This window comes from Rhodococcus ruitaii (assembly GCF_055230935.1).
On sequence record NZ_JBUYWC010000010.1, the window covers coordinates 200,372 to 222,442 of the forward strand.

Here is a 22,071-nt window from a genome sequence, read left to right on the forward strand (position 1 = left end):
CGAAATTATGCCGAGCATCGCTTCGGGTTGTCTACCCGGGGTGAGCGCGAGGGCGAGGGCGAGGATGCCGGTCCGTCCGCGGGGTCGTAGGCTTTCCGATGTGCAGAGATGGCGAGGTCTGGACGAGATACCTGCGGACTGGGGTCGGTGCGTGGTCACGATCGGTGTGTTCGACGGCGTGCATCGGGGACATCAGCAGCTGATCACCCGTGCGGTGAAGTCGGCGAAGGAACGCGGCATCGCGAGCGTGTTGATGACCTTCGATCCGCATCCGATGGAAGTGGTTCGGCCCGGGAGTCATCCGGCCCAGCTGACCACCTTGGCCCGGCGCGCCGAACTGGCCGAGGAACTCGGCGTCGACGTGTTCTGTGTGATGCCGTTCACTCCCGAGTTCATGAAGCTCTCGCCGGAGCGTTATGCCCGCGAGATCCTCGTCGAGCGATTGCACGTCGCCGAGGTCGTGGTGGGGGAGAACTTCACGTTCGGCAAGAAGGCCGCGGGGACCGTGGACATGCTCCGCTCGATCGGTGAACGCTTCGGTTTCGCGATCGACAGCCAGACTCTGCTCGCCGAACATGCGGTGACGTTCTCGTCGACCTACATCAGGTCCTGTGTCGATGCCGGCGACATGGCGGCCGCTACCGATGCGCTCGGCCGCCCTCACCGTGTGGAAGGCGTCGTCGTGCGCGGCGACGGACGAGGCCGTGGACTGGGATTCCCCACAGCGAACATTGCACCCCCGATGTATGCGGCCATCCCCGCGGACGGTGTCTACGCCGCGTGGTTCACAGTTCTCGACTCGGGATCTCCCGTGGACGGGGTCGAGACCGGTCTGCGCTACGGTGCCGCGGTGTCGGTGGGTACCAACCCCACCTTCTCCGGCCGCAATCGCACGGTCGAGGCGTTCGTGCTCGACGCAGCGGCAGATCTCTACGGGCAGCACGTTGCAGTCGACTTCGTGGAACGACTCCGCGGTATGGAGAAGTTCGATTCCGTCGAGGCTCTGGTTTCTGCGATGCATCGCGACGCAGACCGAGCGCGCGATCTGTTGGCGGGCGGCGCGTAGTCCGTTCGGATGAAACCTGAGGTACGGGACTTCTTTTCGGATTGCGACCGGTCACAATTCGGAACATGTTGTTTCGTGATTGGCGGCAAGCGCGCCTCTCGTGGGTCGATGCCGGCAATTTTTGTGGCTCGACCCGCGACCACTCGACGGACTGGTGGTCTTTCGCCGCGTTCACCGAAGACGCTGGGCGAAGGCCGGGCCGCGACGAGATTCGCGCGTACTTCCGCGGGCGTCTGACGCTTCTGGGCACGCGACGAGCCTCGCCCTGCCGCCGCCGCGCGCGCAGCGGTGCCGGTGGCTCTCGGCCCGGATGCCGCAGCACTCGGTGTCAACAGGGTCGCCGGGGCGCTCGTCGATCTCCACTTCGACGTTCCGGATGTGGAGGAGCGGATGGCTGCTATCGCCGAGGACCTGATGCATGAACGCACGAGAGCTGCATCACCCGCTGTCGTTGCCGGCCTCGTCCGCAACGGCAGGGAGGCCTCTCCGTTCTATCGCCGAGCGTTGCGCATGCTCGACGATGCGCTCGCTGAAGGAGCCGTACCGTGTGTGGGAACGGTGGTGAGCAGTGTGAACTGCGGGTGGACGTGCGCTGGTCGTTGCCGTGGGGCACCTTCCGGTTCATCGGAGGCATCCAGGCGCTTGCGCGCGGCGCGGAGTTCCTGCACACCTTCGTTCGGGCGGGGAATGCGTTCGCCGTGACGGTGATGGGTCGTCTGCATGAGGGCGAGTCCGATGGCGCATGCAGGGTCGAACGCTACGTCGAACTGTTGGAGGACTCCTTCTCTGACGTTCTGGACTTACGCAGGCCGGTGAGTTCGGGAGACCGTCCGTGAGGTGAGCGGTGGGCGTCTGGTAGCGTGATTCGCCGGTGTGTGCTGCGGTTCGCGGCGGCCACGCCGCCGGGTTCCGGCCCGTATTTCATCACGCGAACATCAGTGATCAGGAGTACGACAGTGGCATTGACCACCGAGCAGAAGAAGCAGATCCTCGGCGAGTACGGTCTCCACGAGACCGACACCGGCTCGCCGGAGGCGCAGGTGGCGATGCTCACCAAGCGCATCACCGATCTGACCGAGCACCTGAAGCAGCACAAGCACGACCACCATTCCCGCCGCGGCCTGCTGCTGCTGGTCGGTCGTCGCCGCCGCCTGCTCAAGTACGTCGAGAAGGTCGACGTCGAGCGCTACCGCTCGCTCATCCAGCGTCTGGGCCTGCGTCGCTGACGCAGCTCGGAAGCGACACGATCTGCATTCGCTGATCTTCTCCGATAGCCAACGGGATACCACCTAGACTGGTCCTCGTTGGCTATCGGTGTATGCGCCGCATTCCGCGGCGCAGAACATCGCCGCCGACGGCGATGATCCGTACGCACCGACGGTGTCGGTCTTCGGTAGTGACCTCCCGGCCGTACGAGACGTGCCGGTGGGTTTCGATCGACGGCCGCCTCCGTGGTTCGGTGCGCAGCCGTGGCCAAGGGGGCCCGGCGCCCGCGCGGGTACGGCGAAGACGAAGAGGGAAGAGAAGATTTCACAGATGACCAGTAACACCGCAGTCGAGGTCGACGAGGGCGTGTTCGAGTCCGTCGCCACGCTCGACAACGGGGCCTTCGGCACCCGCACCATTCGATTCGAGACCGGACGCCTTGCCCAGCAGGCCGCCGGCTCCGTCGTCGCATACCTCGACGACGAGACCATGCTGCTGTCGGCCACGAGTGCCTCGAAGCAGCCCAAGGAGCATTTCGACTTCTTCCCGCTGACGGTGGACGTCGAAGAACGTATGTACGCAGCGGGCCGCATCCCCGGCTCGTTCTTCCGTCGTGAGGGGCGTCCCTCGACCGACGCGATTCTCACCTGCCGCCTCATCGACCGACCGCTCCGCCCGTCGTTCGTCGACGGTCTGCGCAACGAGATCCAGGTCGTCGTCACGGTCCTGAGCCTGAACCCGAACGATCTCTACGACGTCGTCGCGATCAATGCTGCCTCTGCATCCACCCAGATCGCGGGTCTGCCGTTCTCCGGGCCCGTCGGGGGTGTGCGTGTTGCCCTCGTAACGTCAGACGAGAACAAGGCCGGTCAGTGGGTGGCGTTCCCGACCGTCGAGCAGCTCGAGAACGCCGTGTTCGACATGGTGGTCGCCGGCCGCATCGTCGGGGGTGGCGACAATCCGGATTCCGCAGATGTCGCGATCATGATGGTCGAGGCGGAAGCCAGCGAGAAGGCGATCGCGCTCATCGAGGGTGGTGCACAGGCGCCCACCGAGTCGGTTGTCGCCGAGGGGCTCGAAGCAGCGAAGCCGTTCATCGCGCGGTTGTGTATCGCGCAGCAGCAGCTTGCCGCTGCCGCCGCGAAGCCCACGGGTGACTTCCCGCTCTACCCCGCGTACCAGGACGACGTGTACGCGGCGGTCGAGACTGCAGCGTCCGCGAAGCTCGCCGAGGCTCTCACGATCGCCGGCAAGCAGGAGCGCGACGACCGCACCGACGAGGTCAAGGTCGAGATCCTCGAACAGGTTGCACCGTCGTTCGAAGGTCGGGAGAAGGAGATCGGCGCAGCATTCCGCTCGCTGACCAAGAAGCTCGTGCGCCAGCGCATCCTCCGCGACCAGTTCCGTATCGACGGTCGCGGCATCACCGACATCCGTGCTCTCTCGGCCGAGGTCGCGATCGTCCCGCGTGCCCACGGGTCTGCCCTGTTCGAGCGCGGCGAGACCCAGATCATGGGTGTCACCACCCTCGACATGGTGAAGATGGCGCAGCAGGTCGACTCGCTCGGTCCGGAGACGAGCAAGCGCTACATGCACCACTACAATTTCCCGCCGTACTCGACCGGTGAAACCGGTCGTGTCGGTTCGCCGAAGCGTCGCGAGATCGGCCACGGCGCGCTCGCCGAGCGCGCCCTCATCCCGGTGCTCCCGAGCCAGGAAGAGTTCCCGTACGCGATCCGTCAGGTTTCCGAGGCGCTGAGCTCCAACGGTTCGACGTCGATGGGTTCGGTGTGCGCATCGACGCTGTCGCTGCTCAACGCCGGTGTGCCGCTCAAGGCGCCGGTCGCTGGCATCGCGATGGGCCTGGTCTCCGACGAGATCGAGCTCGAGAGCGGCACCCGCGAGACCCGGTACGTCGCCCTCACCGACATCCTCGGTGCCGAGGACGCGTTCGGCGACATGGACTTCAAGGTTGCGGGTACCAAGGACTTCGTCACGGCTCTCCAGCTCGACACGAAGCTCGACGGGATCCCGTCGCAGGTGCTGGCCGGTGCGCTGTCGCAGGCGCACGACGCCCGGTCCACGATTCTCGAGGTCATGGCCGAGGCCATCGACACCCCCGACGAGATGAGCCCGTTCGCGCCGCGCATCACGACCGTCAAGGTCCCCGTCGACAAGATCGGCGAGGTCATCGGGCCCAAGGGCAAGATGATCAACTCGATCACCGAGGAGACCGGTGCCAACATCTCGATCGAAGATGACGGCACCGTGTACGTCGGTGCTGCGGACGGCCCGTCCGCGCAGGCCGCGATCGACAAGATCAACGCCATCGCGAACCCGCAGCTGCCGAAGGTCGGCGAGCGCTTCCTGGGCACGGTCGTCAAGACCACCGCTTTCGGTGCGTTCGTGTCGCTCCTCCCGGGCCGCGACGGTCTCGTGCACATCAGCAAGCTGGGCAACGGCAAGCGGATCGCCAAGGTCGAAGATGTCGTCAGCGTCGGGTCGAAGATCCGTGTCGAGATCGCCGACATCGACAACCGCGGCAAGATCAGTCTGATTCCGGTCGAGGAGGAAGCCGCTGTCGAGCAGGCTGCCACCGAGGCTGCCGAGTCCTGATCCGTCGTGCACGCCCGCGTGCAGTTCTCTTCTGTCAGGGGGAACTGCCCGCGGGCATCGTCGTTTCGGCGGGAGGAAGTGCGTGCAAAAGTCCTTATGAGGAACGGACTTTCGTCATTCCGACATCCTAGAGAGACACCCGAATCGACCGCTAGGGACCTTCGCACCCAAGTTCGAACTCACAAAACCGCACCGATGTAACGTTTGCCCAAAGGTGCACGCGAATTCTCCGCGGGGTGGTTACCTGAGGGTGTGAACACGGTTGCAGCTACTGGCATCGGGGCACGTCCCGGGTTCAACCTGGCCTTGGCCACCTGGGTATCTGCCATCAACTTCTGGGCCTGGAACATGATCGGGCCACTGTCCACCACGTACGCGGGCGACATGTCGCTCAGCAGCACCGAGGCGTCGATGCTCGTCGCGACGCCCATCCTCGTGGGTTCGCTCGGCAGGATCGCCATCGGACCCCTCACCGACCGGTTCGGCGGTCGGTTCATGTTCATTCTCATCACCGTTGCCTCGATCATCCCCGTCCTCGCAGTCGGGTTCGCAGGTCAGGCGGGGTCCTACCCGCTGCTCCTGGTATTCGGCTTCTTCCTCGGAATCGCAGGCACTGTCTTCGCCGTCGGAATCCCGTTCGCGAACAACTGGTACGACACTTCGCGCCGAGGATTCGCGACCGGTGTGTTCGGTGCGGGCATGGTCGGCACCGCCTTGTCCGCGTTCTTCACCCCCCGCTTCGTCACCTGGTTCGGGTTGATCACCACGCACATCATCGTCGCGGCAGCGCTCGCACTGACGGCCGTGGTGTGCGTCCTCGCCATGAAGAACGCCCCGGAGTTCACTCCGAACACCGATCGTGTCGTTCCGAAACTTCTCGCGGCCTGCAAGCTCCGGGTCACCTGGGAGATGTCGTTCCTGTACGCCATCGTCTTCGGCGGATTCGTGGCGTTCAGCAACTACCTGCCCACCTACATCAAGACGATCTACGACTTCTCGGCAGTGGACGCAGGAACACGCACGGCCGGATTCGCGGTGGCCGCGGTGATCGCACGCCCCATCGGTGGTGCGCTCTCCGATCGGATTCCGCCCAAGTACATTGTGCTCGCGTCGCTCGCCGGTACCGCCATCACGGCATTCATCGCGACACTGAAGCCGCCGGCCGATATCTGGTCGGCCACCGATTTCATCGCCATGGCGATCTTCCTGGGCATCGGTACCGGCGGCGTCTTCGCGTGGGTCGCGCGTCGAGCTCCGAAGAAGTCGGTCGGCAGTGTCACCGGAATCGTCGCTGCCGCAGGTGGTCTCGGCGGATACTTCCCGCCGCTGGTGATGGGCGCCACCTACGATTCGGTAGACAACGACTACACCGTCGGTCTGATGCTGCTGGTCGCGACAGCACTGATCGCATTGGTGTACACCGCGGTGAAACTCAAGACAAGAGAACCGGCAACCGGTACGACAGTCGGTGCGCCACAATCACAGGAGGAGTCGAAGTGACCACGGAGAAGATGGGCACCGGAGGAACGCTCGAGGAACTCTTGGTGCGCAGCGGCCGGTTCTTCACCCCGGGCGAAGAGTCCGATGACGGCCGCACGGTGACGCGTCGGGGCGGACGCGAGGGGGATGTGTTCTACCGCGACCGTTGGAGCCACGACAAGGTGGTTCGTTCGACGCACGGGGTCAACTGCACGGGTTCCTGCTCGTGGAAGATCTACGTCAAGGACGGGATCATCACCTGGGAGACACAGGAGACCGACTACCCGTCGGTGGGCCCGGACCGGCCGGAGTACGAGCCGCGCGGCTGTCCCCGTGGCGCCGCCTTCTCCTGGTACACCTACTCTCCGACCCGAGTGCGGTATCCCTACGCGCGCGGGGTGCTCGTCGAGATGTACCGCGAGGCCAAACAGCGTCTCGGCGATCCGGTTCTCGCGTGGGCCGACATCCAGAACGACCCCGAGCGGCGCGCCCGTTACCAGCGGGCCCGCGGCAAGGGCGGTCTCGTCCGCGTGAGCTGGACCGAGGCCACCGAGATGATCGCGGCCGCGCACGTGCACACGATCAAGGAATACGGACCGGACCGTGTCGCGGGATTCTCACCGATCCCGGCGATGTCGATGGTGTCGTTCGCGGCAGGCTCCCGCTTCATCGAATTGCTGGGCGGGGTCATGACATCGTTCTACGACTGGTACGCCGACCTCCCCGTCGCGTCGCCGCAGGTCTTCGGCGATCAGACCGATGTGCCGGAATCCGGCGATTGGTGGGACGCCGCCTACCTGATGATGTGGGGCTCGAACGTTCCCATCACACGGACGCCCGACGCGCACTGGATGGCGGAGGTCCGGTACCGCGGGACCAAGGTCGTCTCGATCAGTCCCGACTATGCCGACAACACCAAGTTCGCCGACGAATGGATGCCCTGCGCGGCCGGCACGGACGGTGCGATGGCGATGGCGATGGGCCACGTGTTGCTCAACGAGTTCTATGTTCAGCAGCGGGTCCCGTTCTTCGTCGACTACGTGAGGCAATACACGGATCTGCCGTTCCTGGTGAAGCTCGAAGACCGAGACGGCAGGCTCGTACCGGGTAAGAACCTCACCGCGGCGGACCTCGGTCACGATGTCGAGAACGCTGCGTTCAAGCCGGTCCTGCTCGACGGCGCCACCGACACCGTCGTCGCGCCCAACGGCTCGCTCGGGCATCGGTACGGTGACGACGGTATCGGGAAATGGAACCTGGATCTGGGCGACCTGGTTCCGACATTGACCGTCGCTCCGTCCGGGGGAGGAGCCGGGGAGGCCGCCGCCGTGCACCTGCCGAGTTTCGATTCTGTCGACGGCCGTGGCGAGAGCATCGAGCGTGGTGTCCCGGTGCGCCGTGTCGGGGCACACCTCGTGTGCACCGTGTTCGATCTCATGCTCGCGCAGTACGGTGTGAACCGGCCCGCCCTGAATCTGCCGGGACAGTGGCCCACCGGATACGAGGACGCGAGCTCGCCCTATACGCCGGCGTGGCAGGAATCGATCACGGGGGTCTCGGCAGGCCAGACCATCCGGATCGCCAAGGAGTTCGCTCGCAGCGCCGAGGAATCGGGTGGGCGCTCGATGATCATCATGGGGGCGGGGATCTGTCAGTGGTTCCACGGCGATGCCACCTACCGTGCCGTGCTCGCATTGCTGCTGCTCACCGGGTCGATGGGCCGCAACGGCGGCGGCTGGGCGCACTACGTGGGCCAGGAGAAATGCCGCCCGGTCACCGGATGGGCGGCGATGGCGATGGGCACCGACTGGAGCCGGCCGCCCCGGCAGATGGCCGGTACCTCCTACTGGTATGTGCACACCGACCAGTGGCGCTACGACGGCTACCGCGCCGACGCATTGTCCAGCCCACTGGGACGCGGTCGATTCCGCGACAAACACACGATGGATGTCATGGCGTCTGCGGTGGCGATGGGATGGACCCCGTTCTATCCGCAGTTCGATCGGAACAACCACGATGTTGCCGACGACGCGCGTGCTGCCGGCATGGAGATTCCTGCCTACGTCGCGCAGCAATTGGCCAGTGGCGACCTGAAACTTGCGGTGACCGATCCCGACAACCCGAAGAATTGGCCCCGGGTGCTGAGCGTGTGGCGTTCCAACCTGCTGGGTTCCTCCAGTAAAGGCAATGAGTACTTCCTGCAGCACCTCCTCGGCACCGACTCGAACCTGCAGGGTGACGCGGCGGGGGAGGGGATGCGCCCGAGTGACGTCGAGTGGCCCGACACCGTGCCGGAGGGCAAGCTCGACATGCTGATGTCGATCGACTTCCGGATGACGTCGACGACGTTGTTCTCGGATGTCGTACTACCCGCCGCGACGTGGTACGAGAAGGGCGACCTGTCGAGCACCGACATGCACCCCTACATCCACGCGTTCAGTCCGGCGATCGACCCGCCCTGGGAAACCCGTTCGGACTACGACGCATTCGGCGCCATCGCGAAGGCGTTCAGCGCGCAGTCACGCACGCACCTGGGTACCCGCACCGATGTCGTGATGGGCACGCTCCAGCACGACACTCCGGGCGCGATGGCCTTCCCCTCCGGCACCGAGAACGACTGGCGTAAGACCGGCGAGGTACCGGTACCCGGCAAGACGATGGGGCCGCTCGCCGTCGTCGAGCGCGACTACACCGCCATCGCGGACAAGTGGGCCACACTGGGTCCGCTGGTCGACACACTCGGAGTGACGACCAAAGGTGTGACCACCCATCCCACCGCAGAGGTCGGCGAACTGGCCGCGAAGTTCGGTGTGATGAATACCGGTGCGGGTGCGGGCCGCCCGGCGATCACGAGTGCCGAACGGATGGCAGATGTGATCTTGGCGCTGTCCGGGACGTCCAACGGCCGCCTGGCCGTCGAAGGGTTCCGCGAACTCGAGAAGCGCACCGGCCGGCGCCTGGTGCACCTTGCCGAGGGCAGCGAAGAGCGCAGAATCACCTACGCCGACACACAGGCGAGGCCCGTACCGGTGATCACGAGTCCCGAATGGTCGGGCAGCGAGACCGGAGGTCGTCGCTACGCCCCGTTCACCGTGAACATCGAGGAACTCAAACCATTCCACACCCTCACCGGCCGGATGCACTTCTACCTCGACCACGACTGGATCGAGGAACTCGGCGAGCAATTGCCCACGTACCGGCCCCCCTTGGACATGTCGCGACTGTTCGGTGAATCCGACATCGGCACAACGGACGGGGTCGGGCTGACAGTGCGGTACCTGACGCCACACTCCAAATGGTCCATCCACTCCGAGTACCAGGACAACCTGTTCATGCTCTCGCTGTCGCGGGGTGGCCCGACGATGTGGATGAGTCCCGCGGATGCGGCGAAGATCTCGGTACGCGACAACGACTGGGTCGAGGCCGTCAACCGTAACGGAGTGGTGGTGTGTCGCGCCATCGTGTCGCACCGAATGCCCGATGGAGTGGTGTACGTCTACCACGCGCAGGAACGCACCATCGATGTGCCCTTGACGGAGGCCACGGGTAAGCGGGGTGGTATCCACAATTCGATCACGCGGATCCTGATCAAACCGACACACATGGCCGGGGGATACGCGCAGACGTCGTTCGCATTCAACTATCTCGGACCTACGGGAAATCAGCGTGACGAAGTGACGGTTGTCCGCCGTCGCAGCCAGGAGGTGACGTACTGATGAAGGTCATGGCGCAGATGGCGATGGTGATGAACCTCGACAAGTGCATCGGATGCCATACCTGTTCGGTGACGTGCAAGCAAGCATGGACCAACCGCTCGGGTACCGAATACGTGTGGTTCAACAACGTCGAGACCAGGCCCGGGCAAGGATATCCGCGTACGTACGAGGACCAGGAGAAGTGGCGGGGCGGATGGGTCCGCGACAAGAAGGGCCGGCTGCGATTGCGCGACGGCGGGCGAATCCACAAGCTCACCCGGATCTTCTCCAACCCGAAGATGCCGTCGATCGACGACTACTACGAGCCGTGGACCTACGACTACGAAAACCTCACGACCGCGCCGCTGGGCAACGACATTCCGGTGGCCCCGCCGCGCAGTCTCATCACCGGCAAACCGATGAAGGTGGAATGGTCTGCCAACTGGGATGACGACCTCGGTGGTTCCCCGGAGATCGTGCCGGACGATCCGATCCTGAAGAAGATCAACGAGGAGGTCACGCTCCAACTCGAAGAGACCTTCATGTTCTACCTGCCGAGAATCTGCGAACACTGCCTCAACCCGTCGTGTGTGGCGTCGTGCCCGTCCGGTGCGATCTACAAGCGGAGTGAGGACGGTATCGTGCTCGTCGATCAGGACCGCTGTCGCGGCTGGCGGATGTGCGTGTCCGGATGTCCCTACAAGAAGGTGTATTTCAATCACAAGACCGGTAAAGCCGAGAAGTGCACCTTCTGCTACCCGCGGATCGAGGTGGGCCTGCCCACCGTGTGCGCGGAAACCTGCGTCGGCCGGCTCCGGTACATCGGGCTGGTGCTCTACGACGTCGACAAGGTGCTCGACGCCGCGTCGGTGGAGGACGACAAGGATCTGTATGAGGCGCAGCGACAGCTCATCCTCGACCCGAACGATCCGGACGTCATCGCCGGCGCACGGGCCGAAGGGATCTCCGACGAGTGGATTACCGCAGCCGGGCGGTCCCCGATCCACGCGTTGATCAACAAATACAAGGTCGCGTTGCCGCTGCATCCGGAATACCGGACCATGCCGATGGTCTGGTACATCCCGCCGCTGTCGCCGGTCGTCGACGCCGTCAGCCGTGACGGCCACGACGGCGAGGATCTCGGAAACCTGTTCGGCGCGCTCGATTCACTGCGCATCCCCATCCAGTACCTCGCGGAACTGTTCACCGCGGGGGACGCCGACGTGGTCGAAGGAGTGCTGCACCGGCTCGCAGCGATGCGCTCGTACATGCGTGACGTCAACCTCGGTCGCGACACCCAGCCGCACATCCCACATGCCGTGGGAATGACAGAAGAAGACATCTACGAGATGTACCGACTTCTCGCACTCGCCAAGTACGACGAGCGGTACGTCATTCCGACCGCGTACGCGGCCGAGGGGCACAAGCTCGAGGAGACGGCCACCGACTGCGCGTTGTCGTTCGACGGCGGACCCGGTATGTACGAATCGGGGCCGTTCGGTGAGGCCAGTGGTGGGCCGGTGCCCGTTGCTGTCGAGACGTTCCATGCGCTCAAACAGCGGCAGACATCGGAGGGAATGGGCGCGAACTCGAGTCATCCGTCGCGGGTGAACCTGCTCAACTGGGATGGAAAAGGTGTGCCGGCGGGAATATTTCCGCAGCATCGCCAGGATGATGTGGAGGAGAACCGATGAAGCTGCTCCGCCGTGCCGCGAGGCGGGACTCGGAATCGACCCGAGCGCAGCACCGTGTGATCCGGCAGGCCGCGTCGCTTCTGCTCGCGTATCCCGACGAGCGGACCCCGGATCGGCTCGTCACCGTCGATGCCCTGCTCGACCACATCGCGGGGCCTGAACGCGACGCGCTGGAGCGCACCGCGCTGTATCTGCGCACCACCGACCCACTCACCGCGGCACGCGAGTACGTCGACACATTCGACATGCGGCGACGATCGACGATGTACCTGACCTATTGGACCGGCGGCGACACACGTAATCGTGGTACCGAGATCCATGCGTTCGCGCGTGCCTACCGCAACGCAGGAGTCGAACCGCCCGTGGGGGAGGCCCCCGATCATCTGCCCGTGGTACTCGAATTCGCGGCGACGGTCGATCCGGACGTGGGGGAGCAGTTGCTTGCGGCACACCGGGCACCGCTCGACGTGCTACTCGTAGCGCTCGTCGAACGCGGGTCGCCCTACGCCGACGCGGTGACGGCTGTCTGTGCCACCCTGCCGCCGGTCACCGACCAAGAAGTGCAGCGAGCCCGTCGTCTCGCGGAGACGGGCCCACCGGCGGAGGCGATCGGACTGCAACCGTTCACCCTCACCGTGCCACCGCGCCCGGATGACCGTACAGCTCGAGAAGGAGGCCGGTAGTCATGGCTGTGGGCGCGCTCTTCTGGAACATCGTGCCGTACGTGACCCTCGCGGTGCTGATCGTCGGCACCTGGTGGCGGTACCGGTACGACAAGTTCGGCTGGACGACTCGCTCGTCGCAACTCTACGAGAGCAAGTTGCTTCGGATCGGCAGTCCCCTCTTTCATTTCGGCATGCTCGTGGTGATCATCGGGCACATCATCGGCCTGGTCATCCCCGAGTCCTGGACCGAAGCCGTCGGTATCAGCGAACACATGTACCACTGGGGGGCTGCGATTCCGGGAATCATCGCGGGTGTTGCGACGCTGCTCGGCGTGGCCCTGCTGGTCTATCGGCGTCGTACCAAGGGGCCTGTGTTCATCGCGACCACCCTCAACGACAAGGTCATGTACGTGGTGCTGGTTGCTGCGATCGTGGCCGGGCTCGCCACGACGATGATCGGCGCATTCGAGGGCAACGAGGCGCACAACTACCGTGAGACGGTGTCCCCGTGGTTCCGGTCGATCTGGATCCTGCAACCCCGGGGCGACCTGATGGCCGAGGCCCCACTCTCGTTCCACATCCACGTGATGATAGCGCTGGTGTTGTTCGCGATCTGGCCGTTCACCCGGCTCGTGCACGCATTCAGCGCGCCCTTCGCATACCTGTTCCGCCCGTACATCGTGTACCGCGGCCGTGACGAAGCCGCGAACGGACAGCTTGTCGGGTCGCAGCCCAGGCGTCGAGGCTGGTAACGAGAAGGCAGGTGTGGTTGCTGCAGAGAATGCAGCGGTAGTCGCGTGTAGTGTGTGGTGTTCCGTGTTCTGAACGTTCCGTGTTCTGACACACCATCCACCGCAGACGATCACCGACAGCGCAGGACTCTGGAACAGCTCATGGCACCAACCTTCGATTCCCTTTCGCTCGACACTCCGGCGGCAGTCGCGGACACCGGTGTACGGCGCACAGTGCTGCCCGGCGGCGTGCGGGTCGTCACCGAACATGTGCCGGGAGTGCGATCGGCGGCCGTGGGTGTGTGGGTGGGGGTCGGTTCCCGCGACGAGCAGCCCTCGGTCGCGGGAGCTGCCCATTTTCTCGAGCACCTGCTGTTCAAGGCGACTCCCACCCGATCGGCCCTCGATATTGCCGAACTCGTCGACGGCATCGGCGGCGAGCTCAACGCGTTCACCAGCAAGGAACACACGTGTTTCTACGCGCATGTCCTCGACGACGACCTGCCGATCGCCGTCGACGTCGTCGCCGACGTGGTGTTGCGCGGTAAATGCCGTAGTGCCGACGTCGATGTGGAGCGTCAGGTGGTGCTCGAGGAGATTGCCATCCGGGACGACGACCCCGAGGATCTGCTCGGCGACGCCCTGCTGAGCGCGCTCTACGGTGACCACCCGGTCGGCCGTCCGATCATCGGCTCGACGGAATCCATCGAATCGATGACCAGAAACCAACTGCATTCGTTCCACGTGCGCCGGTACACGCCGCAGCGGATGGTGGTGGCGGTGGCAGGCAACGTCGATCACGCACACACGGTGGAACTCGTCCGGCGGGCGTTCGCCGGTCACCTCGACGAGTCCGCACAGGCAGCACCACGGCGCGAAGGGACGGTGCGGTTGCGTACCGCGCCCGCCCTGAGCATCACCGATCAGGACAATGAGCAGGCCCATTTCAGCCTCGGCGTCCGAGCGTTCGGCCGGCACGATCCCCGGCGCTGGGCGCTGTCGGTTCTCAACACCGCGATCGGAGGCGGCCTGAGCTCGAGGCTGTTCCAGGAGGTGCGCGAGAAACGCGGCCTCGCATACTCCGTGTACTCGGGCGTCGACACCTTCGCCGACACGGGCGCATTCTCGACATATGTCGGATGTCAGCCCGAGAACCTCGGCGACGTCGCCGCGGTGGTCCGTGAAGTCCTCGCCGACGTTGCCGAGCGCGGCATCACCGACGCAGAGTGTGCGCGTGCGAAGGGGTCGCTGCGGGGCGGCCTCGTCCTCGGTCTCGAGGACACCGGTGCCCGTATGCATCGCATCGGCCGCAGCGAACTGAGCTACGGGCGGCACTGGGGAATCACGGAGACGCTCGAGCGCATCGCCACCGTCACCACCGAGCAGGTGCGTGAGGTGGCCGGTGAACTTCTCCACCGCCCCGCTGCGGCCGCGGTCGTCGGGCCGTACCGGCGGGCACGTGACCTCCCCGCGTCCGTGCGCGGGATAGTGGCGTGAGTTCGTGTCTCCTCCCACCCCACCCGGTTGTCACGCCGGTTGCGTAGGCTCTCCGAGAGTACGGCGACGGAAGGACGTGGATCGGTGGCGGACAAGACAGCTCTTCGGGTAGGGGTCCTCGGGGCGAAGGGCAAGGTGGGTCACGCTATCTGCGATGCAGTGGACGGCGCAGCCGACCTCGAACTGGTCGCGACGGTCGACAAAGGCGACGACCTCGATGTCTTCGTCACCTCCGGGACCCAGGTCGTCGTGGACTTCACCCATCCCGATGTCGTGATGGGCAATCTGCAGTTCCTGATCGAGCACGGTATCCACGCCGTAGTCGGCACCACCGGATTCGACGATGCGCGCCTCGAGCAGGTCCAGGGATGGATCGCCGCGAAACCCGGCGTCGGCGTGCTCGTCGCCCCCAACTTCGCGATCGGTGCGGTGCTGTCCATGCGATTCGCGCAGGCCGCCGCGCGCTTCTTCGATTCCGTCGAGGTCATCGAACTACACCACCCGAACAAGGCCGACGCGCCGTCCGGCACCGCGTACCGCACCGCCCGGTTGATCGCCGAGGCCCGCGATGCGGCCGGAGTCGGGCGCAGCCCCGACGCCACCAGCACTGAACTCGACGGTGCGCGGGGTGCGGACGTCGACGGCGTGCGGGTGCATTCGGTGCGCTTGGCAGGCCTGGTCGCGCACCAGGAAGTGCTGCTCGGCACGCAGGGGGAAACACTCACGATCCGGCACGATTCGATCGATCGGTCGTCGTTCGCTCCCGGTGTTCTCCTCGGCGTCCGCGAGATCGGCTCCCGCCCCGGGCTGACCGTGGGAATCGACCCCCTGCTCGACCTGTGAGTTCGTCAGCATCCACCGGTCGCGATGTCGCGAAGGTGGTTGTCGCGATCGCCTTCATCGTCGTGGCGCTCGCGTTCTACTTCGTGCGATTGGGGCACACCGGGATCTCGCTGATCACGAGCGGCGAGGCGGTCTCGATCGTGTTCGGAATCGGCGTGTTTCTGCTCCCGCTGGTGGGTGCGTGGATCGTGTACGCGACTCTGCGTGCGGGCCTGGACCATCAGCGACTGTCCCGACGCATCCACGATGAAGGTCTCGACCTCGATGTCAGCGATCTTCCACGGATGGCGTCGGGTCGTATCGAGCGTGATGCCGCGGACGAACTGTTCCAATCCGTGAAAGCCGAGTGGGAGGCCGATCCCGACAATTGGCGCAACTCGTATCGCCTCGCCCGCGCTTACGATTTCGCGGGTGATCGCAGCCGGGCGCGCGAGATGATGAAACGTGCGGTGGCCCTGGAGAAATCCGAGCGCACCGGCGAGGTTTAGCGGGCCGCCGTAGGCTGCGGGAATGGCCGAGAAGAATTCGCGTACCCTGCTCGTGGTCCATCACACACCGTCACCGTTCATGCAGGCGATGTTCGAAGCGGTGCTGGCGGGTGCCACCGACCCCGAGATCGACGGCGTGACTGTGGTTCGGCGACCGGCGCTTGCGGTCTCGCCGACAGACATGCTCGAAGCGGACGGCTACCTGCTCGGGACACCCGCCAACCTCGGATACATCAGCGGAGCACTCAAGCATGCGTTCGACGTCTGTTATTACCCGTGCCTCGACTCGACGCGGGGCCGGCCGTACGGCGTGTACATCCATGGCAACGAGGGCACCGAAGGCGCCGAGCGCGCCGTCGACACCATCACGACCGGACTCGGGTGGACGAAGGGCGCCGACTACGTCGTCGCGTCCGGCAAACCGAACAAGAGCGATCTCGAGGCCTGCTGGGAACTCGGCGCGACCATCGCGGCTCGGCTGATGGAATGAGCGATGGCCGTGCCCTCTACCGGAAGTTCGTCTCCACGAACTTCGTCAGCCCCTTGCCTGCGGTGTCGATCGCGGTCTTCTCTGCGCGGCGCACCAGGAACCCGGGCACGGGGATCTTGGGATCGATGGTGAGGCTGAAGTCGACCTTGGTTCCCTTGTCGGTCGCGGTGAGCGTGTAGGCACCGTCCTGCACGTTCTGCTGGGTGCTCTCCACGAGAGTCCAGGACATCGATTCGTCGCCGTCCCACGAATAGTCGACGACCTGCTCGTCGGTGATACCGATGATCGACACGGTCATGCGGACGCGGTGCGGCCGACCATCGGGATGAGTGCTCTCGACCGTCACCGACTTGTGCGTCGACGACCACTCCGGAAGGCGTTCGACCGCAGCGATGCCCGCCATCACCTGCTCCGGCGTCGCCTTGATCTCGAAGCTTCTGGTGCTGCTGACGGCCATCATTACTCCCCTCGGTCCGCATCCTTCGCGGACTGCGCCTTCGCGTGCGACGGAAATCTACCGCACGCCCATGCGCGGAGATGAGTCAGTCGGCGCGCTGCTCGTCGGTGCCGCCGGTGGTGTCGTCGCTTGGCGCATCATCGGCGGGTGGGGGTTTCGCAGTGTCGACCGGCGCGTCGGTGCCGGATCCGGTCTCGGGTGCCGGGGATGGGGTGGTCGGCTTGGTATTCGGCCAGCGCCACTCGTCGGCGTGGCGCTGGTAGCGCATCTGCTCGCGAAGTGCGCCCTGGACCGCCTGCCCAACCCATGAATTGAGGGAGACTCCACTCTGCGCAGCAGCTTCCTCGGCGCGGGTCTTGATCTGCTCGACGAGCCGCAGTGTGACCCTGCTGATGTCGCCGGTCATCTCCTCGAAGGTCGGGGGGGTGTCGTCGGCCTCGGATGCCGGGCCGTCGTGAATCTCGACCACGGCGTCGGCTCCGTCGAGACGGACGGTGACCTTGCGATCCCCGAGTTGTTCGGAGACTTCGGAGGCCAGATCGGACAGCGCGCTCAGGACGGCGAGTCGGGCGGGCGCGGCGATGGCCGTGGCGAGGGCGGCAGCGGTGCGTCGGGTCTGCTCGTCGCCGAGTTCTGCCGCGACCCGCACGGATTCGGCGATGGCGTCGGTATAGGCATCGATGTTCATGACGTCAGTGTGGCGTCATATCTGACGTCAGTCAACCATCGCTCTGATGTCGTACGGACGATGCGACCGACCGACAGTTAGGGTCGTGCAGAAATACCGTGCGGAAACGCGGAGGGAGACGAGCATGGCGCCCGAACCGATCGGACTGCAGGTCAGGCTCATCGCGAAGACGGAATTCCTGCCTCCCGACGACGTGCCGTGGGGAACGGATGCGGACGGCGGAGAAGGGCTTGTCGAATTCGCCGGTCGCGCGTGCTACCAGAGCTGGTCGAAACCGAATCCCCGGACCGCGACCAACAGCGGTTACCTCACACACCTCCTCGCGGTCGGACATGATTCGGTGCTCGAGCACGCGAGCGTCACCTTCTACGTCACCGGTATCTCTCGGTCGTGCACACACGAACTGATCCGGCACCGGCACTTCTCCTTCTCGCAACTCTCGCAACGGTTCGTCCCGGGTGGGGACACTCCCGTCGTGATCCCTCCGGCGATCGAGGGTGATGCAGATCTCGAGGCCTTGTTCTTCAGGGCCGCCGAGCGCAGTCGTGATGCGTACGTCGAACTCCTCGATGCGCTCGACGACAAGCTGGCGTACCTCCCGCCCGGACCGTTGCGGGCCAAACAGGTTCGTGAGGCTGCGCGAGCCGTCTTGCCCAACGCCACCGAAACCCGGATCGTGGTGACAGGAAATTACCGGTCGTGGCGACACTTCATCACGATGCGCGCCACCGAGCACGCCGACGTCGAGATCAGGAGACTCGCCGTGGAATGCCTACGGCAACTTGCCGAGGCGGCGCCGAATGCCTTCGGTGACTTCACGATCAACACACTCGCAGACGGCACCGAAGTCGCCTCGGGAGGTTTCCAGACCGACGGCTGACTGCGCGGCCGGCCCGAGTCGTGCGCGAGCCGTGTTCCGGGTGGCGGCTTTCACGCGGTAGCCTTCTGACCATGACCAACGGTGATTCCGCAACTGCTGTCGAGCTTCCCTTCGGCACCATCGCAACAGCCATGGTGACCCCGTTCACTGCCGAGGGCAAGCTCGATGTCGATGCTGGTGTGCGCCTTGCGTCCTATCTCGTCGACGGTGGTTGCGACGCACTGGTTCTCGCAGGCACCACCGGCGAATCGCCCACCACCACCGAGAACGAGAAGATGGACCTCATGCGGGCCGTGCTCGCGGCCGTGGGCGACCGCGCCAAGATCATCGCCGGTGCCGGAAGCAACGACACCGCCCACAGTGCAGAACTCGCCCGCGATGCGGCTCGGGCCGGCGCCCACGGTCTGCTCGTTGTGACCCCCTACTACTCCCGCCCGCCGCAGGCGGGTCTCTACGCGCACTTCGTCGCCGTGGCCGATGCCACCGACCTTCCAGTGATGATCTACGACATCCCACCGCGATCGGTCGTCCCGGTCGAGACGGAGACTCTGCGGCTTCTGGCAGAGCATCCCCGCATCGTCGCCGTCAAGGACGCCAAAGGCGACCTCAACGCGGGTGCGGAGCTGATCGGCACCACCGACCTGAAATTCTATTCGGGCGACGACCCTCTGAATCTGCCATGGTTGTCCGTCGGTGCGGTGGGCTTCGTGAGCGTCATCGGGCACCTGGTTCCAGGGCGCCTGCGTGAACTACATACCGCATTCGCTGCGGGCGACCTCGAACTCGCCCGGAAGATCAATCTGTCGTTGATTCCCATCTATCGCGCGGTTGCGCGCCTCGGGGGGGTGAGCGCGTCCAAGGCCGGTCTACGCCTGATGGGCATGGACGTCGGGGAACCTCGCCTGCCGCAGGTGGCGCCGGTGACCGCCCAGACCGATGCGCTGGCAGCAGATCTGCACGCAGCGGGGGTGCTGTGATGAGTCGTCCCAGCCGTGGCCGTGGTCGTGCAACCCGCAACGCAGGACCGCCGACGTCCAAGCCGGCCCGTCGCGTCGCCCAGAACTCCGCAGCAACCAAGCGCCCGGACCCGAGGCCCACGACCGACCCCACCGCACGTCTCGGCACTCCGCCGAAGGCTCCGAAGACCGGGTTGCGTGTCGTCGCACTCGGCGGCATCGGCGAAATCGGTCGCAACATGACGGTGTTCGAGCACCAGGGCCGGTTGCTCATCGTCGACTGCGGTGTCCTCTTCCCGGAAGATCAGCAGCCCGGTGTCGACCTCATCCTCCCCGATTTCCGGTACATCGAAGACCGCTTGGACGACATCGACGCGGTCGTCCTGACCCACGGTCACGAAGATCACATCGGTGCGCTGCCGTTCCTGCTGCGCCTGCGGCCGGACATCCCGGTCGTCGGCTCGAAGTTCACGCTCGCGCTCGTCTCCGCCAAATGTCGCGAGCACCGGCTGAGGCCGAACCTCACCGAAGTCACCGAGGGTGAGCGCACTACCCACGGCCCGTTCGACTGCGAGTACTTCGCCGTCAACCACTCGATCCCAGATGCGATCGCGGTTGCGATCCACACGGCTGCCGGTGTCGTGTTGCACACCGGCGACATCAAACTCGACCAACTGCCGCTCGACAACCGACTCACCGACCTCGCCGGATTCTCCCGACTCGGTGATGAGGGCGTCGACCTGTTCCTCGTCGACTCCACCAACGCGGAGGTTCCCGGGTTCGTCACCCCGGAACGTGAGATCGGCGGCGTGCTCGACAACGTCATCGGCAAAGCGAAGAACCGCGTCATCGTCGCGTCGTTCGCCAGCCATGTGCACCGGATCCAGCAGGTCGTCGACGTCGCGCACCGCTACAACCGGCGCATCGCATTCGTCGGGCGTTCGATGGTCCGGAACATGCAGATCGCGCAGGACCTCGGGTACCTCAACGTGCCGGATGGCCTCGAGGTCAACATCGACACCGCGGCATCGCTGCCCGACGATCGGCTCGTGTTGGTGTCGACAGGCTCACAGGGCGAGCCGTTGTCGGCGCTTTCGCGTATGGCCCGTGGCGAACACCGCCAGATCAACGTCAAGGAAGACGACCTCGTGGTACTCGCGTCGTCGCTGATCCCGGGAAATGAGAACTCGGTGTTCGCGGTCGTGAACGGGCTCGCCAAGCGCGGTGCCACCGTCGTGACACAGCAGAACGCGAAGGTGCACGTCTCCGGCCACGCATCGGCCGGGGAATTGCTGTACCTGTACAACGCGGTGCGGCCGACCAACGCGATGCCGGTGCACGGCGAGTGGCGTCACCTTCGGGCCAATGCGGCGCTCGCGGAGGCTACCGGTGTGCCCAAGGAGCGGATCGTGCTCGCAGAGGACGGTGTCGTCGTCGACATGGTCGACGGGCTCGCCGAGATCGTCGGTCGGGTACCTGTCGGGCACGTGTACGTGGACGGGCTTTCGGTCGGCGACGTGGGAGAATCGACGCTGTCGGATCGCTTGGTGCTGGGCGAAGGCGGGTTCATTTCGATCTCGGTCGCCGTCGATGGCGCCACCGGTCGTGCGGTGAGTGCGCCCGAGGTGTCGGGGCGTGGGTTCTCCGACGACCCGACCGCGCTCAACGAAGCGGCGCAGCTCGTCGACAAGGCGCTCAACGAACTCGCCGCCGAAGGTGTCACCGAAACGCACCGCATCGCGCAGGGGATTCGCCGTGTCGTCGGCCGGTGGGTCGCCGACACCTATCGCCGTCGTCCGATGATCGTGCCCACGGTCATCGCAGTCTCCTGAAGTACACGGTTCTCCTGAAGCACACGCCGGGATCGGTCGTGCTGTCGTGCGAGTTGCTCGTTAGAGTGGCCGAATGAGCCTTGCTCGACGCGAACGGCACGCTTTGGTCACCACAATGTCGGAGGTCGGCCCGGAAGCCCGGACGCTCTGCGGCGACTGGACGACCCGCGACCTCGCGGCACACTTGCTGGTGCGCGAGCGTCGCCCCGACGCAATGCCCGGAATCATGATCCCGGTGCTGGCCGGTCACACGGAAAAGGTCCGGCGCGAGGTGACCGACCGTCAGTGGGCCCATCTGCTCGCCGACATCGATTCCGGACCACCCAAGTGGTCGCCCCTGTATCTCGTCGACTCTGTCGCGAACGCAACCGAGATGTTCGTGCACCACGAAGACGTACGACGCGGGGAACCCGGGTGGGAACCGCGCCGGTTGCCCGCCGAAGACCAGGATGTGCTGTGGAAGTACGCCCGGACCATCGGGCGCACCAGCTACGGGGGCACCGACATCACCGTCGACTTCGAACGACCGGGTGAGGGCCCGGTCACCGTCCGCAAACGTGGGCCCCGGACGGTTGTGCTGCGCGGGGAGCCCTCCGAACTGCTCCTCCATGCGTTCGGGCGGGACGAAGTTCGCCTCGAGCAGGACGGGGACGAGGCGGATATCGCCGAGCTCGCGGGATCTCGGCGAGGTCTCTGAACGGCAGCTACCGCCGTCGTGGAGTCGGGCCGCGATTCACCGTTGTGATCAGGGCCGCCGCGTGCACTCCGTGTTGCTGATGGTTCGTGAG

Annotated in this window: 19 protein-coding genes; 17 read left to right on the forward strand and 2 right to left on the reverse strand. The window is 65.3% G+C overall.

Annotation, left to right across the window (positions count from 1 at the left end; genetic code table 11):
* The first annotated feature begins 100 nt into the window (after positions 1-100).
* The 13 genes from ACZI8W_RS15090 to ACZI8W_RS15150 all read left to right on the forward strand — a co-directional run bounded on the left by ACZI8W_RS15090 (position 101) and on the right by ACZI8W_RS15150 (position 16,470).
* On the forward strand, positions 101-1,066 hold the full coding sequence (locus ACZI8W_RS15090; protein WP_463369302.1) for a bifunctional riboflavin kinase/FAD synthetase: 966 nt from the start codon (positions 101-103) through the stop codon (positions 1,064-1,066).
* A 545-nt stretch (positions 1,067-1,611) separates the two neighbouring features.
* Complete coding sequence (locus tag ACZI8W_RS15095) at positions 1,612-1,902, forward strand: hypothetical protein (RefSeq protein WP_463369303.1); 291 nt, start codon at positions 1,612-1,614, stop codon at positions 1,900-1,902.
* A gap of 120 nt (positions 1,903-2,022) precedes the next feature.
* The gene (rpsO, locus tag ACZI8W_RS15100) at positions 2,023-2,292 is read left to right on the forward strand and encodes a 30S ribosomal protein S15 (protein ID WP_054713197.1); all 270 of its coding nucleotides are present in this window, start codon (positions 2,023-2,025) and stop codon (positions 2,290-2,292) included.
* A 310-nt stretch (positions 2,293-2,602) separates the two neighbouring features.
* Positions 2,603-4,888 (forward strand): polyribonucleotide nucleotidyltransferase, encoded by a 2,286-nt coding sequence (locus tag ACZI8W_RS15105; RefSeq protein WP_463369304.1) that lies wholly within the window; start codon positions 2,603-2,605, stop codon positions 4,886-4,888.
* Positions 4,889-5,140: 252 nt separating this feature from the next.
* Positions 5,141-6,388 (forward strand): nitrate/nitrite transporter, encoded by a 1,248-nt coding sequence (locus ACZI8W_RS15110; protein WP_463369305.1) that lies wholly within the window; start codon positions 5,141-5,143, stop codon positions 6,386-6,388.
* Between the two features lie 11 nt (positions 6,389-6,399).
* Positions 6,400-10,083 carry a nitrate reductase subunit alpha gene (locus ACZI8W_RS15115; RefSeq protein WP_463369366.1) on the forward strand — a complete coding sequence of 1,228 codons (3,684 nt, stop codon included), beginning with the start codon at positions 6,400-6,402 and terminating at the stop codon, positions 10,081-10,083.
* Positions 10,083-11,756: a nitrate reductase subunit beta gene (gene narH, locus ACZI8W_RS15120; protein ID WP_463369306.1), complete on the forward strand. Its 1,674-nt coding sequence runs from the start codon at positions 10,083-10,085 to the stop codon at positions 11,754-11,756. The genes ACZI8W_RS15115 and narH overlap by 1 nt, the downstream gene beginning before the upstream one ends.
* A complete protein-coding gene (gene narJ, locus ACZI8W_RS15125; protein WP_463369307.1) occupies positions 11,753-12,439 on the forward strand; it encodes a nitrate reductase molybdenum cofactor assembly chaperone in 687 nt (228 codons plus the stop codon). Before narH ends, narJ begins: the two co-directional genes overlap by 4 nt.
* A gap of 2 nt (positions 12,440-12,441) precedes the next feature.
* Positions 12,442-13,173 carry a respiratory nitrate reductase subunit gamma gene (gene narI, locus ACZI8W_RS15130; protein WP_463369308.1) on the forward strand — a complete coding sequence of 244 codons (732 nt, stop codon included), beginning with the start codon at positions 12,442-12,444 and terminating at the stop codon, positions 13,171-13,173.
* Positions 13,174-13,314: 141 nt separating this feature from the next.
* Positions 13,315-14,649 (forward strand): M16 family metallopeptidase, encoded by a 1,335-nt coding sequence (locus ACZI8W_RS15135; protein ID WP_463369309.1) that lies wholly within the window; start codon positions 13,315-13,317, stop codon positions 14,647-14,649.
* Positions 14,650-14,733: 84 nt separating this feature from the next.
* Positions 14,734-15,492 (forward strand): 4-hydroxy-tetrahydrodipicolinate reductase, encoded by a 759-nt coding sequence (gene dapB / locus ACZI8W_RS15140; RefSeq protein WP_463369310.1) that lies wholly within the window; start codon positions 14,734-14,736, stop codon positions 15,490-15,492.
* Complete coding sequence (locus ACZI8W_RS15145; protein ID WP_463369311.1) at positions 15,489-15,980, forward strand: hypothetical protein; 492 nt, start codon at positions 15,489-15,491, stop codon at positions 15,978-15,980. The genes dapB and ACZI8W_RS15145 overlap by 4 nt, the downstream gene beginning before the upstream one ends.
* Before the next feature lie 22 nt (positions 15,981-16,002).
* Entirely contained in the window at positions 16,003-16,470 is a 468-nt protein-coding gene (locus ACZI8W_RS15150) for a flavodoxin family protein (RefSeq protein WP_463369312.1), read from the forward strand.
* Between the two features lie 16 nt (positions 16,471-16,486).
* On the opposite strand, the gene ACZI8W_RS15155 is transcribed toward ACZI8W_RS15150, so the two are convergent.
* Both ACZI8W_RS15155 and ACZI8W_RS15160 read right to left on the reverse strand, forming a co-directional pair.
* Positions 16,487-16,927: an SRPBCC family protein gene (locus ACZI8W_RS15155; RefSeq protein ID WP_463369313.1), complete on the reverse strand. Its 441-nt coding sequence runs from the start codon at positions 16,925-16,927 to the stop codon at positions 16,487-16,489.
* Between the two features lie 85 nt (positions 16,928-17,012).
* Positions 17,013-17,615 carry a toxin-antitoxin system HicB family antitoxin gene (locus ACZI8W_RS15160; RefSeq protein WP_463369314.1) on the reverse strand — a complete coding sequence of 201 codons (603 nt, stop codon included), beginning with the start codon at positions 17,613-17,615 and terminating at the stop codon, positions 17,013-17,015.
* 124 nt (positions 17,616-17,739) lie between these two features.
* On the opposite strand from ACZI8W_RS15160, the gene thyX reads away from it, so the two are divergent.
* From thyX to ACZI8W_RS15180, 4 genes are all read left to right on the forward strand, one after another.
* The gene (gene thyX, locus ACZI8W_RS15165) at positions 17,740-18,495 is read left to right on the forward strand and encodes an FAD-dependent thymidylate synthase (RefSeq protein ID WP_463369315.1); all 756 of its coding nucleotides are present in this window, start codon (positions 17,740-17,742) and stop codon (positions 18,493-18,495) included.
* A 71-nt stretch (positions 18,496-18,566) separates the two neighbouring features.
* Entirely contained in the window at positions 18,567-19,472 is a 906-nt protein-coding gene (gene dapA / locus ACZI8W_RS15170; protein WP_463369316.1) for a 4-hydroxy-tetrahydrodipicolinate synthase, read from the forward strand.
* Positions 19,472-21,283 (forward strand): ribonuclease J, encoded by a 1,812-nt coding sequence (locus ACZI8W_RS15175; protein WP_463369317.1) that lies wholly within the window; start codon positions 19,472-19,474, stop codon positions 21,281-21,283. The genes dapA and ACZI8W_RS15175 overlap by 1 nt, the downstream gene beginning before the upstream one ends.
* A gap of 73 nt (positions 21,284-21,356) precedes the next feature.
* Positions 21,357-21,980, forward strand: a complete 624-nt coding sequence (locus ACZI8W_RS15180; protein WP_463369318.1) for a TIGR03085 family metal-binding protein — start codon at positions 21,357-21,359, stop codon at positions 21,978-21,980.
* The last annotated feature ends 91 nt before the right edge of the window (positions 21,981-22,071 follow it).

What these genes read in the sequence shown, in the direction of transcription:
- ACZI8W_RS15160 (WP_463369314.1), bottom strand. Translation starts at nt 17,615, where the DNA reads ATGAACATCGATGCCTATACCGACGCCATCGCCGAATCCGTGCGGGTC.
- dapA (WP_463369316.1), top strand. Translation starts at nt 18,567, where the DNA reads ATGACCAACGGTGATTCCGCAACTGCTGTCGAGCTTCCCTTCGGCACC.
- ACZI8W_RS15150 (WP_463369312.1), top strand. Translation starts at nt 16,003, where the DNA reads ATGGCCGAGAAGAATTCGCGTACCCTGCTCGTGGTCCATCACACACCG.
- narH (WP_463369306.1), top strand. Translation starts at nt 10,083, where the DNA reads ATGAAGGTCATGGCGCAGATGGCGATGGTGATGAACCTCGACAAGTGC.
- narI (WP_463369308.1), top strand. Translation starts at nt 12,442, where the DNA reads ATGGCTGTGGGCGCGCTCTTCTGGAACATCGTGCCGTACGTGACCCTC.
- ACZI8W_RS15105 (WP_463369304.1), top strand. Translation starts at nt 2,603, where the DNA reads ATGACCAGTAACACCGCAGTCGAGGTCGACGAGGGCGTGTTCGAGTCC.
- ACZI8W_RS15115 (WP_463369366.1), top strand. Translation starts at nt 6,400, where the DNA reads ATGGGCACCGGAGGAACGCTCGAGGAACTCTTGGTGCGCAGCGGCCGG.
- ACZI8W_RS15175 (WP_463369317.1), top strand. Translation starts at nt 19,472, where the DNA reads ATGAGTCGTCCCAGCCGTGGCCGTGGTCGTGCAACCCGCAACGCAGGA.
- ACZI8W_RS15135 (WP_463369309.1), top strand. Translation starts at nt 13,315, where the DNA reads ATGGCACCAACCTTCGATTCCCTTTCGCTCGACACTCCGGCGGCAGTC.
- ACZI8W_RS15155 (WP_463369313.1), bottom strand. Translation starts at nt 16,927, where the DNA reads ATGGCCGTCAGCAGCACCAGAAGCTTCGAGATCAAGGCGACGCCGGAG.
- ACZI8W_RS15180 (WP_463369318.1), top strand. Translation starts at nt 21,357, where the DNA reads ATGAGCCTTGCTCGACGCGAACGGCACGCTTTGGTCACCACAATGTCG.
- thyX (WP_463369315.1), top strand. Translation starts at nt 17,740, where the DNA reads ATGGCGCCCGAACCGATCGGACTGCAGGTCAGGCTCATCGCGAAGACG.
- narJ (WP_463369307.1), top strand. Translation starts at nt 11,753, where the DNA reads ATGAAGCTGCTCCGCCGTGCCGCGAGGCGGGACTCGGAATCGACCCGA.